Source organism: Aeromicrobium sp. (assembly GCF_014378035.1).
In the GTDB taxonomy this organism is placed as follows: Bacteria; Actinomycetota; Actinomycetes; order Propionibacteriales; family Nocardioidaceae; genus Aeromicrobium.
Window position 1 is genome coordinate 1 of the sequence record NZ_JACMOM010000092.1, and the last position, 15,536, is coordinate 15,536.

General features: G+C 68.2%; 14 protein-coding genes. 5 read left to right on the forward strand and 9 right to left on the reverse strand.

The window, feature by feature from the left end:
* A partial coding sequence (locus tag H7290_RS04880; protein ID WP_290512892.1) for an Ig-like domain-containing protein occupies positions 1-855 on the forward strand: 855 nt, incomplete at its 5' end.
* Between the two features lie 3 nt (positions 856-858).
* Here H7290_RS04880 and H7290_RS04885 read toward each other — a convergent pair.
* The 3 genes from H7290_RS04885 to H7290_RS04895 are packed head-to-tail and all read right to left on the reverse strand — an operon-like array spanning position 859 to position 4,086.
* A complete protein-coding gene (locus tag H7290_RS04885) occupies positions 859-2,496 on the reverse strand; it encodes a phospho-sugar mutase (RefSeq protein WP_290512893.1) in 1,638 nt (545 codons plus the stop codon).
* A 13-nt stretch (positions 2,497-2,509) separates the two neighbouring features.
* Entirely contained in the window at positions 2,510-3,295 is a 786-nt protein-coding gene (locus tag H7290_RS04890; RefSeq protein ID WP_290512894.1) for an NAD(P)-dependent oxidoreductase, read from the reverse strand.
* Positions 3,295-4,086, reverse strand: a complete 792-nt coding sequence (locus tag H7290_RS04895; RefSeq protein WP_290512895.1) for a purine-nucleoside phosphorylase — start codon at positions 4,084-4,086, stop codon at positions 3,295-3,297. Before H7290_RS04895 ends, H7290_RS04890 begins: the two co-directional genes overlap by 1 nt.
* A gap of 74 nt (positions 4,087-4,160) precedes the next feature.
* Between H7290_RS04895 and H7290_RS04900 the strand changes: the two genes are divergently transcribed.
* The 3 genes from H7290_RS04900 to H7290_RS04910 all read left to right on the forward strand — a co-directional run bounded on the left by H7290_RS04900 (position 4,161) and on the right by H7290_RS04910 (position 9,355).
* Positions 4,161-5,531 carry an NAD(P)H-quinone dehydrogenase gene (locus tag H7290_RS04900; RefSeq protein ID WP_290512896.1) on the forward strand — a complete coding sequence of 457 codons (1,371 nt, stop codon included), beginning with the start codon at positions 4,161-4,163 and terminating at the stop codon, positions 5,529-5,531.
* Positions 5,532-5,695: 164 nt separating this feature from the next.
* On the forward strand, positions 5,696-8,845 hold the full coding sequence (locus H7290_RS04905; RefSeq protein WP_290512897.1) for a SpoIID/LytB domain-containing protein: 3,150 nt from the start codon (positions 5,696-5,698) through the stop codon (positions 8,843-8,845).
* A 126-nt stretch (positions 8,846-8,971) separates the two neighbouring features.
* Entirely contained in the window at positions 8,972-9,355 is a 384-nt protein-coding gene (locus H7290_RS04910) for a hypothetical protein (protein ID WP_290512898.1), read from the forward strand.
* Between the two features lie 7 nt (positions 9,356-9,362).
* Here the strand turns inward: H7290_RS04910 and H7290_RS04915 are convergent, their stop codons facing one another.
* Complete coding sequence (locus tag H7290_RS04915) at positions 9,363-11,138, reverse strand: biotin carboxylase N-terminal domain-containing protein (protein ID WP_290512899.1); 1,776 nt, start codon at positions 11,136-11,138, stop codon at positions 9,363-9,365.
* A gap of 151 nt (positions 11,139-11,289) precedes the next feature.
* Here H7290_RS04915 and H7290_RS04920 point away from each other — a divergent pair, with 151 nt between their 5' ends.
* Entirely contained in the window at positions 11,290-12,456 is a 1,167-nt protein-coding gene (locus H7290_RS04920; RefSeq protein ID WP_290512900.1) for an acyl-CoA dehydrogenase family protein, read from the forward strand.
* Between the two features lie 66 nt (positions 12,457-12,522).
* Here H7290_RS04920 and H7290_RS04925 read toward each other — a convergent pair whose 3' ends face one another.
* From H7290_RS04925 to H7290_RS04945, 5 genes are all read right to left on the reverse strand, one after another.
* A complete protein-coding gene (locus H7290_RS04925) occupies positions 12,523-12,744 on the reverse strand; it encodes a hypothetical protein (protein WP_290512901.1) in 222 nt (73 codons plus the stop codon).
* A 36-nt stretch (positions 12,745-12,780) separates the two neighbouring features.
* Positions 12,781-13,383: a nucleoside triphosphate pyrophosphatase gene (locus tag H7290_RS04930; RefSeq protein WP_290512902.1), complete on the reverse strand. Its 603-nt coding sequence runs from the start codon at positions 13,381-13,383 to the stop codon at positions 12,781-12,783.
* Positions 13,380-14,048, reverse strand: a complete 669-nt coding sequence (locus H7290_RS04935) for a hypothetical protein (RefSeq protein WP_290512903.1) — start codon at positions 14,046-14,048, stop codon at positions 13,380-13,382. The genes H7290_RS04930 and H7290_RS04935 overlap by 4 nt, the downstream gene beginning before the upstream one ends.
* Before the next feature lie 82 nt (positions 14,049-14,130).
* Positions 14,131-14,397: an acyl-CoA carboxylase subunit epsilon gene (locus H7290_RS04940; protein ID WP_290512904.1), complete on the reverse strand. Its 267-nt coding sequence runs from the start codon at positions 14,395-14,397 to the stop codon at positions 14,131-14,133.
* A gap of 11 nt (positions 14,398-14,408) precedes the next feature.
* Positions 14,409-15,536 (reverse strand): acyl-CoA carboxylase subunit beta (locus H7290_RS04945; protein WP_290512905.1); only part of this gene is annotated, 1,128 nt, incomplete at its 5' end.

The following is a 15,536-nucleotide window of genomic DNA, read 5'->3' on the forward strand; positions in this document are numbered from 1 at the left end:
CTCAGTATCGCCAAGGCTTCCACCACCACGAGAGCCACCGCTCCGCAGAGCGAACGGTTCGGCAAGGACATCATGGTCAAGACCGCGGTGTCGTCGTCGACCGGCACGACGCCAACGGGCGATGTCACGCTCACGGAGGGCCCCGCCTCGCTCGATGCTCGAGCACTGGCCGACGGCACGGTGACGCTGACGGCCGAGGCGCTGAGCATCGGCAAGCACAGGCTGACAGCGACATTCGCCGGTGACGCGAACCACACCGGCTCGACGACGACGGTCGAGGTGACGATCCTGCGCGGCGTCCAGCCGATCACGGCGACCGTGAAATCGTCTACCTACGGGACGTCGGCCGTCATGCACGTCACTGGTCCGGCCGGGGCCGCGGGGACGGTCTACGTCGGCAACGGCAACGACGTGGTCGGAGCCGGCACGATGGCGGGCGGCGCCGCCAGCTTCCTGCTCGACAAGACCCTGCTCCCGGGCACCTACGTCCTCGACGTCTACTACGGCGGCGATGCGTCGTTCGAGCCCGCGACCACGAGTGTCGACCTCACGGTCGACAGAGCCACCACGGCCCTGACGAAGGGCACATCGACGTCCAGGATCGTGGTCAACGCCACGAGGGCCAAGGTGAGGTTCACCGTCACGGCTCCCGGTTTCACGGTGGCTGGTGGCACGGTGAGGGTCTACAGCGGCACCACGCTGGTGGGCAAGGGGACCGTCGTGCGTGGCAGGGCGACGGCGAGGATGTCCAGGTTCACCAGCACCGGCACGAAGACCCTCGTTGCGAAATACTCGGGCAACGAGGTCGCGAAGGAGTCGACTCGCTCGTTCACCCTGAAGGTGGTGCGGAGGTAGGGCTCAGATGCCCAGCGCTCGGCCCAGGTCGGCCTTGATGCCGGCGATCTGGGCCTCCGCCGCGTTGCGTGAGGCCTCGATCGACTCACCGACCGGGACGACGACCTCCAGATAGCACTTCAGCTTGGGCTCGGTACCCGAGGGCCGGCAGATGATCCGCGCCGACTCGATGACGTCGGTGCCGGCCAGCCCGAGCCGGATGCCGTCGGTCGGGGGCAGTCCGTGATAGCCGTCAGCGAGGTCGTCGACCGACGTCACGTCGAGGCCGCCGAGCACCGTGGGCGGGGATGTGCGCAGCACCTCCATGCCCCGGGTGATGATCGAGAGGTCCTCCACGCGTACCGACAGCTGGCTCGTGGAGTGCAGGCCGTGCTCGCGGTAGATGTCGTCGAGCCGGTCGATCAGGGTGCGGCCCTCGGCCTTGAGACCGGCGGCGAGCTCGAGCACCGTGATGAGTGCCGAGACGCCGTCCTTGTCGCGCGCGATGTGCGGCGCGACGCTGTAGCCGAGCGCCTCCTCGTAGCCGAAGGCCAGCGTCGGGATCTTGCCGAGCCATTTGAAGCCCGTCAGTGTCTGCTCCCACGGCTGGTCGTACGCGGCCGCCTGACGCCCCAGGAGGTCGGACGAGACGATCGAGGCGGCGAACGTCCCGGTCACCCCTCGCCGCAGGAGGAAGTCAGCCAGCAGCACGCCGACCTGGTCGCCCGTCAGCATCCGGTACGACTCGCCGTCGCGGACGCCCACCGCAGCCCTGTCGGCATCGGGATCGTTGGCCACGATGATGTCGGCGCCGACCTCCGACGCGAGCTTGAGCGACAGGTCCATCGCTCCCGGCTCCTCGGGGTTGGGGAAGGCGACCGTGGGGAAGTCGGGGTCGGGATCGCCCTGCTCACGCACGACGTGCAACGCGGGGAAGCCTGCACGCGCCACGACCTCGACGAGGGTGTCGCGACCCACGCCGTGCATCGGGGTGTAGACCGCCACGATGTCCCGCGGTCCCTCGGTCGGGAGGGTGAGGACCGCCGCGACGTAGGCCTCTGCCACCTCGGGGCCCAGCAGGTCGTACGCGTCGGTGTTCCGCGGGAGCGCGTCGACCCGGCCGACGGCATCGATGGCGGCAGAGATGTCGGCGTCGGCAGGCGGCACGATCTGGCTCGAGTCCTCGAGGTAGACCTTGTAGCCGTTGTCCTCCGGCGGGTTGTGCGAAGCGGTCACCATCACGCCGGCGCTGCAGCCGAGGTGGCGGATCGCGAAGGCGAGGACGGGCGTCGGCAGGCAGGTCGGGAGCAGGAAGGCGTGCACCCCGGCCCCTTCCATGATCTCAGCCGTGTCGCGCGCGAAGACGTCGGAGTTGTGGCGGGCGTCGTAGCCGATCACGACGCTCGGACGGTCACCGTGGGCGAGCAGGTACGAAGCAAGGCCTGCGGCGGCCTGCGCGACGATGACCCGGTTCATCCGGTTGGGGCCAGCTCCGAGCGCACCACGAAGGCCAGCCGTCCCGAACTGCAGGCGCGCGGAGAAGCGGTCCTCGATCGCTGCGGTGTCGTCGGCGTCGAGCAGCTGCTGCAGCTCAGTACGGGTGACGGGGTCCGGATCCTGGTCGAGCCACTCTCGAGCGCGGGAAAGCAGGTCGTCAGTCATGGGTGGGTTCCCTTCAGAAGGCGGGGCGTATGTGGTCGGGGGAGGCATCGGGGCCGCCGACATGGGCATCGTCGGCCACGTCGTCGGGCCGTGCGGTGACCGAGGCGGCGAAGCTCTCGGCGTCGTCGCGCGGGTGGTAGCCGATGGCCCGGCCGGGCTCGAGGTCCCACCAGCCTCGGGAGTTGGCGGAGACGCCGTAGACGGTCCGCAGGCCCGGCGCGGTGCGTCGCAGGGCCGCATCGACCAGGCGGACGGCATCGGCGGGGGACAACCAGGTCGAGAGATGACGTGTGGTGCGCGGCCGCTCCTGGAAGGAGCCGATGCGCAGGGCAGTCGCGGTGAAGTGGTGGCGGTCGGCGTAAAGACTCAGGAGCGCTTCGGCGGCGACCTTGGACACTCCGTAGAACGAGTCGGGCCGCGGCGGCACGTCGATGGTCAGGCGGCCGCCGACGTGAGGTGTCCGGCCGACGGCGTGGTTGCTGCTGGCGTAGACCATGCGCTGCACACCGTGCGCCAGCATCGCCTCCAGCAGACGTGCCGTGGTGAGCACGTGCGACTCCAGACACTCCGGGAGCGAGGCCTCGAGCGGGTTGCCGGCCAGGTGCACGACAGCGTCGACACCGTCGACGGCCCTGTTGACGACGTCGGGGTCGAGACAGTCACCCGTGATCCATCCCAGCGCCAGGTCGTGCTCGGACCCCACCAGGTCGAGACCGCGCAGCTCGTGCCCCAGGTCCGGCAGTCCCCGCCCGAGCGCACGGCCGATCGAACCGCCTGCGCCAGTGACGAGGACCCTCATCAGATCCTCGGGAGCACGTCGCCGAGGAGGGCACCCATACGGGTGGCGGCGGCTCGACCGGCCTCGAGCACCTCCGCGTGGTTGAGGGGCTCGCCGGTCATGCCAGCAGCGGCATTGGTGACCAACGAGATGCCGAGGATCTCGAGCCCCAGGGCACGTGCGGCAATGGCCTCGAGCGCCGTCGACATACCGACGAGGTCCCCGCCGATGGCACGCACCATGCCGATCTCGGCGGGCGTCTCGTAGTGCGGGCCGGTCAGCTGCACGTACACACCCTCGTCGAGCGTCGGGTCTGCCTCCCTGCACAACGCGCGCAGCCGCGAGGAGTAGAGGTCGGTCAGGTCGACGAAGTCGGCCCCCACCAGGGGCGATGTTGCCGTCATGTTGATGTGGTCACTGATGAGCACCGGCGTGCCGGGCGACCACCGGGGGTCGAGGCCGCCGCAGCCGTTCGTGAGGACGAGGGTCTTGACCCCGGCGGCGGCCGCGGTGCGCACACCGTGGACGACGGCCGCCACGCCCTTGCCCTCGTAGTAGTGCGTTCGGCCAAGGAATATCAGCAGCCGCTTGTCGCCGATGCTCAGTGAGCGCACGGTGCCGCCATGCCCCTGCACCGCGGGGGCGCTGAAACCCGGCAGCTCGGCAAGCGGGATCTCGTGGTCGGGCGATCCCAACGCCTCGGCGGCGGGGAGCCAGCCCGACCCCATCACGAGGGCAACGTCGTGATCGCCGCCGCCGGTGCGTTCCCGGAGTGCTGCGGCAGCCTCTTGGGCGAGTTCGGTGGTGCTCACGTGCCGTACATTACGACAGTCGTTCCGGGCCGACCGGTGGTGGCCGGTCGGCCTCCGTGCGCGATAGTGGAGCTGTGACCCATGTGACGATCATCGGCGGCGGACCGGGCGGCTACGAGGCTGCGCTCGTGGCGTCCAGGCTCGGCGCCGAGGTCACTCTCGTCGAGCGCGAGGGCCTCGGCGGATCCACCGTCCTGACCGACTGTGTCCCCAGCAAGACCCTCATCGCGACATCAGACCTCCTGACCGAGGTCGGCACGGCTGGCGAGCTGGGTGTCGAGGTGCCCAAGGCCGTGCGGGCCGATCTTGCCGCTGTCAACGCGCGGGTGCTGAGGCTCGCACAGGCCCAGTCGACCGACATCGCGCACCGGCTCACGATCAACAACATCGCGATGATCGCCGGCACCGCCACGATCGAGAGCGCCGCCGTCGTGGTCGCCGACACCGCTGACGGCACGGTGCGCATCGACACTGACGCGATCCTGCTCGCCACCGGCGCCCACCCCCGGGTCAGCCCCACGGCGCAGCCTGACGGGGAGCGCATCCTGACGTGGGAGCAGGTCTATTCACTGCGGGCGCTGCCGGAGCACATGATCGTCGTCGGTTCGGGCGTCACCGGAGCCGAGTTCGCCAGCGCCTACAACGGCCTCGGCGCTGCCGTCACCCTGGTGTCGAGCCGCGACCGCGTGCTCCCGGGCGAGGATCTTGACGCAGCCAACGTCATCGAGGACGTCTTCACGCGCCGCGGCATGACCGTCATGGGCAACTCCCGCATGGAGTCCGTCGAGCGCCTGTCCGAGGGCGTGAGAGTAACTCTCACCGACGGGCGCACGGTCGACGGCTCGCACTGCCTGCTGGCGCTCGGGTCGATACCCAACACCCAGGGCCTCGGGCTCGACGCGGTGGGGGTCGACCTGAACGACGCCGGCTTCGTCGACGTCGATCGCGTCTCACGCACCAACGTCCGCGGCATCTATGCCGCAGGCGACTGCACGGGCATCCTGATGCTGGCGTCGGTCGCGGCCCAGCAGGGGCGCATCGCGATGTCCCACCTTCTCGGTGACGCCGTGCACCCGCTCGAGCTCGGCAAGGTGTCGAGCAACGTCTTCACCTCGCCGGAGATCGCCACGGTAGGGCTGTCGCAGAAGCAGGTCGAGGAGAGCGAGCTCCAGATCGACGTGGCGATGCTCCCGCTCGCCTCCAACCCGCGGGCCAAGATGCAGGGCGTGCACGACGGCTTCGTCAAGCTGTTTGCGCGCACGGGCATGGGCACCGTCGTCGGCGGTGTCGTGGTGGGTCCCAAAGCCAGCGAGCTGATCCATGCACTCTCGCTCGCGGTGTCGAACCATCTGACCGTCGACCAGGTCGCTGATGCCTTCACGATCTACCCGTCGCTGTCCGGGTCGGTGGCCGAAGCCGCGCGACGCCTGCACCGCCTCGACTGAGGTCCGACCCGTGGGGACGGCCCCTGCAACCGCAGGAATGACAGTGTTGTAGTTCGTTCGATTGCCGTTTTCCGGTCGAATTCTGGGCAAAACTATGTGCATAATCTTATCGGAAACCCCATCAGTCACATCCGCCACATCCGTTACAGGATCGGACTTCCCCCATGCTTTCTTGGCGCCTGACTCGGCGTGCGTCGAGCCTTCCCGTTGCCGCCGCACTGACCTTCGGCATCCTCATGCCCGTACCTGCGCATGCCGTGGGCACCGAGGCGAGTGGCGGCGCACGCGGACAGGTCGCGGCACCGTCCGCACCGTCCGTGAAGCTCAAGAGCACCAAGGTGCCGGCAGCCGCGCCCACAGCTGCCGCACCCCGCAGCAGCACACCAGGACGGTCGGGTGACGTCGTCGCGGAGCTGCCGCAGACCTCGATCTCGAAGTTCCGTCTGATCGGCGTGACCTGGGCGCCCGGACGGGCTTCCGGGGTCACCGTCGAGGTCCGCACACGCACGTCCGGTACCTGGTCGTCCTGGACCTCGCTGGACGTCGAGAACGACGAGGGCGACTCCGCCGATGGCGGTGTGCCCGGCACCGAGCCCCGCTGGATCGGCAACGCCGATGGTGTCGCCGCGCGCGTGAGCAGCAAGGTCGGAGTCCCGCAGGACGTGCGCATCGCGACGATCGACCCCGGCGCCAATGACTCGACGGGCGACGCGACCGCGTCGAGCGCGGGCTTCTCCGGTCCGCTTGACGGTGTCGCGCGCACCTCGACGGTGGCCACCTCCACCGCCACGACCGCGGACGGCACTCCGTCGTTCACCCCGAAGCCCACCATCATCACCCGCAGCCAGTGGGGCGCCAGCGCGGGAACCTCCTGTGACTCTCCCTTGACAGGCGACCGCACCCGCGGGGTCGTCGTGCACCACACGGCCGGCTCGAACTCCTACTCCCAAGCTGACTCGAAAGCGATCGTCCGGGCCACGCAGGCCTACCACATGAAGAGTCGGCAGTGGTGCGACATCGGCTACAACTTCCTGGTGGACAAGTACGGCCAGATCTTCGAGGGCCGACGCGGCGGTGTGGATCGTGCCGTCCGCGCCGCGCACTCGGGCAACCTTGCTGTCAACACCTACGACATGGGTGTGTCGATGATGGGCGACTTCGAGAATGCGCGTCTGTCGCCGGCACTCCAGACGGCGATGGTCAAGCTCGTCGGTTGGCGCCTGGGCACGACGTTCCTCAGGGCCAAGGGTCTCTACACGCTCGGTGGGCTGACGCTCAACATGATCGCCGGGCACCGCAACGTCGTCGGCACAGAGTGCCCCGGTCGATACGGCTACGCATGGCTGTCGCAGAGTGGTGGGCTCCGGGACAGGGTTGAGAAGTACATGTCCAGGTATTCGTCGCCGGTCAAGACGTTGTACAAGTCGCTCGGCGCGAGCAGGACCGGCGCCATCTACATCGGCGAGGCGGTCACATCGTCAGGGCGAAAGCTCCGCGCGAAGTACGTCGACGTCTTCTACCGGTCAGGTCTGGGCGCCTTCTACACGTCCGGCTTGTTCCGCACGGAGCACAACCGGGTCGGGGCTCAGGGCGGTTCGCTGGGGTTCCCCCGAGGCGCGGCCACCTCGACACGCCAGCGCTTTGCCACGGGGACCATCTTCCTCGTCACCCGCAGCGGCACGACCAAGCCGTACAGCGTCGCCGGCGCCATCGCGGAGATGTACACCCGCCTGGGCGAGAGCAGCGGCCGACTGGGCTCGCTGACAGTGTCGAGTCGGACCATCGGGTCGGGGGTGACCCGCGCCGATTTCGCGAAGGGTTACATCATCTCGACCAAGTCGACCGGGCGCACCGTGGCGTACACCAGCAGCGGCTCGGTCATCTCGACCCGGTCTGAGTCGACGGGTCTGCCGGCCGTCACCGGGGTCGCGGCGAAGCCCACCTCGCCGACCGCCACGATCACCTGGTCCGCCGCCACCGGCGCGAAGTCGTACGATGTGTGCCTCGTGACGGCCACGACCAGCGCGGCCTGCGCCCGCTCGTCGACCGGACTCACCTCACGCACGGCGACGTTCCGCTCGCTCACGCCGACGGACGGCACCGACTACTACGCGAAGGTCCGCGCACGAGACGGTTCCAAGTCGGGTCCGTGGTCGGCTCTGCGTGGGTTCAACCTCATCGCCCAGACGCCGGCAACCGACACTGTCACGGTGCCCAGCACTCGCAAGATCGCTTTCACAGGCCACGGCTTCGGACATGGCATCGGCATGAGCCAGTACGGCGCGCAGCGGGCTGCCATCTCGGGTGTGACGTTCGACAAGATCCTGTCGCGCTACTACCCGGGCACCGCGATCGGCACGAAGGCCGGCAACATCCGCGTGCTCCTCTCCCAGGCCACCTCGTCGTCGGTGTCGATCACCGGTCAGAGGGGGCTGGTCTTCCGCAACATGTCCACGAACAAGGCGACCTCACTGCCGACAATCGTGCGCGGCACGTCGGTCAACCGGTGGCGCATCATCGTCACGCCTGACCGCAAGACCCAGTCGACACTGCAGTACCGGACCGGGACGAGATGGAGCACCTACAACAGCACCCGGTGGACGGGTGACGGACAGTTCGAGGGCCCGACGTCGATCGCACTGATCATGCCCAACGGCAGTGTCATGAAGTACCGCGGCGCGATCCGTTCGGCGTTGCCCTCGAAGGGTTCGACGACCCGCGACACCGTCGACGTGCTGCCGATCGAGTCGTACGTGCGCGGAGTCGTTGCCGCCGAGATGCCGTCCAGCTGGAAGCCCGAGGCGCTCAAGGCGCAGGCGGTCGCCGCACGTACCTACGGTGTACGCAGCATCACTTCCTCGCGCTACTACGACATCTGCAGCACCACGGCGTGCCAGGTCTACGGCGGAGTTGCCCGCGAGACGACCACGACGAACGCGGCCGTGACCGCGACCAGGGGCAAGATCGTCACCTACAGGGGCGCGCCGGCCTTCACCCAGTTCTCATCGTCCTCCGGCGGGTGGACGGCGACCGGCAGCCAGCCGTACCTGAAGGCAGTGTCCGACCCGTATGACAACTGGTCGGGCAATCCCAACCACACGTGGAAGGCCACGATCACCGCCGCCGCCATCGAGAAGGCATACCCTGCCATCGGCACCCTCGCCCGGATGAAGATCACGAGGCGTTCGGGCGTCGGCGAGTGGGGCGGCCGGGTCACGACCCTCAACCTCTACGGGTCGAAGAAGAGCATCACGGTGACGGGCAACGATGTCCGCTTCGCGATCGGGCTGAAGTCCACCTGGTTCAGCTTCTAGCGTCCACCCACCCCTCAGTGGGGGGGGCGTACGACAGACGGCGATCCTCGTGACCCATCGGCCGATCCGGGCCGCGAGTGGGCACGGGGTCTCTGGGAAGCCCGAGGTCTCTGGGATACTCGTGTCATGACGGCCCTCCTCAAGTCGATCGTGATAGCGGCGGTCGCCAACGCTGCCTCTCTCGCCTTCGCAGCATTGATCTTCGACGGCTTCAACATCCGCTTTGGCTGGTTCCTGATCGCCATTGCGTTGTTCACCGCGCTGACCGTCGCGCTGCGGGAGGTCGTCGTCAACACCGTCAACCGCTACGCACGCGGCTACACGATCCTGGGCGGCCTCGCCCTCACGTTCCTGGGCCTCGCCTTCACCGACCTGGTCGTGCCGGCAAGCGGCTTCTCGATCGCCGGGTGGGGCACCTGGATCGGCGCGACGCTCATCGTCTGGGCCGCGGGGGTGGCCTACGGGGAGGTCGACACCAAGCGTCCGGTCGCGCGCACGCCCCACGGCTGACGCTGACTCATGCGGACGTTTCGGCGTCCTTGATCTCGGCAATGACCTCGCCGGAGCCGACGGTGGCGCCGACCTCGATCGTCAGGCCGGTGATGACGCCGTCCTTGTGCGCATTGATCGGTTGCTCCATCTTCATGGCCTCGACGACGACGACCTGGTCACCCGCGGCGACGGTCTGACCTTCCTTGACGGCGATCTTGACGACGGTGCCCTGCATGGGAGCGGTCAGCGAGTCGCCGCTTGCCGCGGCGCCAGAAGCCTTGCCACTTCTGCGCCGGGTCTTCTTCGGGGCGCCGGACGCGGATGCGGAGGCGCCGAGCCCGCCCGGCAGGATGACCTCGACACGCTTGCCACCGACTTCGACGACGACCCGCTCGCGCTCAGCGGGTTCGTCTGTTCCGCTCTCACCGGAGTAGGGCTCGAGCTGGTTGTCGTAGTCGGTCTCGATCCATGTCGTGTAGACGCCGAACGAGCCGTCCGCGGCAGAGAACGCGGGGTCGTCGACGACCGACCGGTGGAAGGGGATGACGGTCGGCATGCCGTCGACGATGAACTCATCGAGGGCCCGTCGCGACCGTTCGAGGGCCTGCTGGCGGGTGGCGCCGGAGACGATGAGCTTGGCGACGAGTGAGTCGAAGGCGCCGGGGATGGTCTCGCCCTCGACATAGCCGGCGTCAACGCGGACCCCCGGTCCGGAGGGGGTCTGCCACGTGGTCAGGGTGCCGGGAGCGGGCAGGAACCCGCGGCCACCGTCCTCGGCGTTGATGCGGAACTCGATGGAGTGACCGCGGATCTCGGGGTCGTCGTAGCCGAGCTCCTCACCTGCGGCGATGCGGAACATCTCGCGCACGAGGTCGACGCCGGCGACCTCCTCGGAGACCGGGTGCTCGACCTGGAGACGAGTGTTGACCTCCAGGAAGCTGATGATGCCGTCGACGCCGACGAGGAACTCGCACGTGCCAGCACCCACGTAGCCGGCCTCCCGCAGGATGGCCTTGGACGACTCGTAGAGGGTCGAGACCTGCTGATCGGTCAGGAACGGGGCGGGCGCCTCCTCGACGAGCTTCTGGTGGCGACGCTGCAACGAGCAGTCGCGGGTCGAGATCACGACGACGTTGCCGTGGCTGTCGGCCAGGCATTGCGTCTCGACGTGTCGGGGCTTGTCGACGAAGCGCTCGACGAAGCACTCCCCGCGGCCGAAGGCGGAGACGGCTTCGCGGACCGCCGACTCGAACTTCTCCTCGACCTCGTCGAGGGTGTAGGCGATCTTGAGCCCACGTCCGCCGCCGCCGAATGCCGCCTTGATCGCGATCGGGACTCCGTACTCCTCGGCGAAGGCCCGAACCTCGGCCGCGTTCTTGACCGGATCCTTCGTGCCCGGCACCAGCGGTGCGCCGACCTTCTGCGCGATGTGGCGGGCCTTGACCTTGTCGCCGAGGTTCTCGATGGCGTGCGGGGGCGGGCCGATCCAGATGAGTCCGGCGTCGATGACGGCCTGGGCGAACTCGGCGTTCTCGGACAGGAAGCCGTAGCCGGGGTGGATGCTGTCGGCGCCACTGCGCTCGGCGACGGCGAGGATCTTCTCGATCGACAGGTACGACTCGGCCGGCGTGGTGCCCTCGAGGGAGTAGGCCTCGTCAGCGAGGCGGACGAACACCGCATCCCGGTCGGCCTCGGCGTACACCGCGACGCTGCCGATGCCGGCATCCTTGCAGGCGCGGATGACGCGCACGGCGATCTCTCCACGGTTGGCGATCAGGACCTTTGCCAAGGACGTGCTCACAGACGTACTCCTCCAGATGACGGTGGTGCCAGCCGCAGTCTAGGGCGTCCGGGTACGCCGCTGCCTGAGAGGTGGGAACGCAACAGCTGCACGCGCGCGGCGAGTCAGTCGCGAGATGCGGACGGCTGGTTAATGGTGGTTAACTACGGAGATGACTTCCGCACTGTCACACGAGCATGAGACCTTCCGTCACAGCGTCCGTCAGTTTGCCGAGTCCGAGATCGCACCTCATGTCGCGAAGTGGGACAAGGACGCCCATTTTCCGGTTGACCTCGTCGCCAAGATGGGCGACCTCGGGCTGTTCGGCCTGGTGGCACCTGAGGAGTTCGGCGGTTCGGGCGCAGACTTCACCAGCCTGTGTGTCGCGATCGAGGAGCTTGGCCGGGTCGACCAGTCGATCGGCATCACGCTGCAGGCTGGCGTCGGCCTGGGCATCAACCCGATCTTGACGTTCGGCACGCAGGAGCAGAAGGAGCAGTGGCTGCCCGACCTCGTGGCCGGGCGCGCTCTCGCGGGCTTCGGCCTCACTGAAGGGGGTGCCGGGTCGGACGCGGGGGCGACGAAGACCAAGGCGACCCTCGACGGCGACGAGTGGGTCGTCAACGGCTCCAAGCAGTTCATCACCAACTCAGGCACCGACATCACGTCGGTCGTCACCGTGACCGCACGGACGGGGCAGCGCGCCGACGGGCGGGCCGAGATCTCCGCGATCATGCTGCCAGCCGGGACGACAGGTTTCGAGGTCGAGCCCGCCTACGACAAGCTCGGCTGGCACATCTCGGACACCCATCCGCTGAGCTTCGTCGACGCGCGGGTGTCCGCCGACCACCTCCTCGGTGAGCGGGGGCGGGGATTCGCGCAGTTCTTGGCCACCCTTGACGACGGACGGGTCGCCATCTCGGCCCTGTCGACCGGGTGCATCCAGGCATGTCTCGAGCTGTGCGTGCAGTATGCCGGTGAGCGCACGACCTTCGGCAAGCCGATCGGTGCCAAGCAGGGTGTCGCCTTCCAGATCTCTGACCTCGCCGTCATGGCGGAGGCCAGCCGCGCACTGACCTACCGAGCGGCCGCCCTCAAGGACGCCGGCGCACCCGCAGCAGCGTTCAAGCAGGCGGCGTCGATCGCCAAGCTCTACTCGACCGAGTCGGCCGTCACCGCGACGCGCATCGCCACGCAGGTGTTCGGTGGCTACGGCTTCATGGAGGAGTATCCGGTGGCCCGGTTCTATCGTGACGCCAAGATCCTGGAGATTGGTGAAGGCACCTCTGAGGTGCAGCGCATGCTGATAGCGCGTGGGTTGGGCCTGCCTGTCGAGTAGGACAAGACCGTCATCCGCACCGAGGCCGGGGTGGCCGACCTGGTTGATACTGCCCGAGGGGCAACGTCAGAGGTTGGTCATCTTCGCGCAGGGCAGCGGGATGTGCTTGACGTCGGCACCGAAGTCGACCTGCACGGACTGGGTGCCCTGGATGCTGACGATGCGACCGAGGCCGAACGTGTCGTGGGAGACGCGAGCGCCGACCTCGTACACCTCAGCCGGAACCTCCGGCTTGGCCTGGAATGGACTGGACGGGTGGTAGCGGCGTCGCCGCGGTGAGGTTGCCATCGTGGTTCCAGTATCCCACTCATGACCCCCAAATTGCTAACTTGCTCCGGCGGAACCTGTCCGCCACAGGTCGATCCATGCCAGGCCGAGGTCTCCCACCAGGTCTCGCAGCAGGGGCAAGGACAGTCCGACCACGTTGTGGTGGTCGCCCTCGATGCCGGTGATGAACGCGCCCCCCAGCCCGTCGATCGTGAAGGCTCCGGCCACGGCGAGCGGTTCGCCGCTGGCCACGTAGGCGTCGATCTCGGCGTCGCTGGTCGCCGCGAAGTGCACGACTGTCGACGCGGTCTCGACGAACTCCTCCGCTCCGCGGCGCACGCAGTGGCCGGTGTGCAGGACGCCGCTGTGGCCGCGCATGCGTCGCCATCGCCCGGCGGCCTCGACCGGTCCGCCCGGCTTGCCGAAGATCTCACCCTCGAACGCGAGGACGGAGTCGCAACCGATCACGAGCGCGTCGGCCTCCACCCGGTCGGCGACTACGCGGCACTTGAGCTGGGCGAGTGCCGACGCGAGGTTCGCGGCATCGGTCGACGTGATGCGATCTTCGTCGACACCCGACACCATGACCTCCGGATCGACACCGGCAGCCCGCAGAAGGGACAGCCGGGCCGGTGAGGCGGACGCGAGAATGACCCTCACCGCTGGCCCTTCGGGTCGTCGTAGCGGGCTCGGACGACCTCCAGACGTTCGTCGAGGAGCAGGTCCTCGATCAGGTCGACGGGCCCCGCGAGGCCGGTCCACGACCCCTCGATGTCGGTCGACACGAACCAGGCATGGTCTGCGGGCCAGAAGAGGTTGGGGCTGTTGAGGTCACGAGGGATGCCGTGTCCGTAGCCGGTCGCTCCCCAGGCGCCGGCGTCGCCGAGCGAACCGCCGAAGAGCAGGTAGTCGCGTGACGAGAGCGAGAGCCGCGGGCCGTCGATGACGGAGGCAGGGAAGGCCGGTGGTGGCGGATCGGGCGGCTTGGGCTTCGTGAAGATCCGTCCGGGCCACAGCGACGGGCCCGAGAACGCCGTCAGGAAGGCCGCGGACTCGCCACCGTAGATGTCGCCGTAGCCGTCCCAGAGGGCGAAGAAGCAGTCGGTGGGGGTCGTGGTGTGACGGGCCAGCACCTCGCCCAGGACGCGGAGCTGGCGGTCCGACAGGTGGCCGTCGGCCCGCTCGTCGGACTCACCACCTGGTCCCTCGAGCCATGAGTGGAGCACCCGCGCGTATGCCCCGAAGCCAGGGGGCCCGAGGGGGAGGAGGGCGTTGCTCGCGAACCAGTCGGCGGGCGAGACGTCGGTGAGGGGACGCAGAGTCACCAGTGCTCGCGTCCGTACGCGGCGAGCTTGACGCCGATCCGGTCGGCGGCACTGACGTCCGGCATCGGGCGGAGCGGCACGGTCAGCCGCCGAAGGTCGACCGGTGCCACAGGTCGGGTCCGGGATGGTGCGGCTCGCGGGCGAGACGGGACGGGTGGCCCCACTGGCTGGGTGGCGCGGCATTGATCGCCGCTGCGGTCTGCGCGGCGGCGTTGCGGACGGCGATCACGGCCACGAGCGCCGCGAGCTCTTCAGGTGTCAGGTCACCCTTGACGACCCGCAGGATCGGCGTGAGCGCAGGAGCATCCTCGGTGGGGTCGACGTCGTCACTCACCAATTCGTCGCTCACTGATTCATCACTCACAGTGGGATGTTCCCGTGCTTCTTGGGCGGCAGCGTCTCGCGCTTGGTCTTGAGCATCCGCAGGGCCTTCACGACCTCGGCTCGCGTCTGCGACGGTTCGATGACGGAGTCGACGTAGCCACGTTCGGCGGCGAGGTACGGGTTGCAGAGAGTGTCCTCGTACTCCGTCATCAGCTCGGCGCGGCGTGCCTCCGGGTCGTCAGCGGCGGCGATGTCCTTGCGGTAGAGGATGCCGACCGCGCCTGAGGCCCCGACGACGGCGATCTGTGCGGACGGCCACGCGATGTTGATGTCGGCGCCGAGGTGCTTGGAGCCCATGACGTCGTAGGCGCCGCCGTAGGCCTTGCGGGTGATGACCGTGACGAGGGGCACGGTCGCCTCGGCGTAGGCGTAGATCAGCTTGGCGCCACGGCGGATGATGCCATTCCACTCCTGATCGGTGCCGGGCAGGAAGCCTGGCACGTCGACGAGGGTGAGGACGGGGATGTTGAACGCGTCGCACGTGCGGACGAAGCGGGCGGCCTTCTCCGACGCGTCGATGTCGAGGCACCCGGCGAGCTGCATCGGCTGGTTGGCGACGACGCCGACGCTGCGACCCTCGACCCGTCCGTAACCGATCAGGATGTTGGGGGCGAACAGCGGCATGACCTCCAGGAAGTCGCCGTCGTCGACGATGGCCTCGATCACGGTGTGCATGTCGTAGGGCTGGTTTGCCGAGTCGGGGATCAGCGTGTCGAGAGCCAGGTCGGTCTCGTTCGGCTCGAGGTCAGCGTCGGTCCCGTAGGAGTGGGCCTCATACACCTCGGGGTGTTCCATGTTGTTCTGCGGGAGGTACGAGACGAGCGCCTTGACGTACTCGATGGCGTCATCCTCGTCGGCACCCATGTAGTGGGCGTTGCCGCTCTTGGTGTTGTGCGTGCGCGCCCCACCGAGGCCCTCCATCGAGACGTCCTCACCCGTGACGGTCTTGATGATGTCGGGACCGGTGATGAACATGTTGGAGGTGCCGTCGACCATGATCGTGAAGTCGGTGACCGCGGGGGAGTAGACGTGGCCACCAGCGCAGTTGCCCATGATCAGGCTGATCTGCGGGATGACGCCCGATGCGTGCACGTTGCGGCGGAA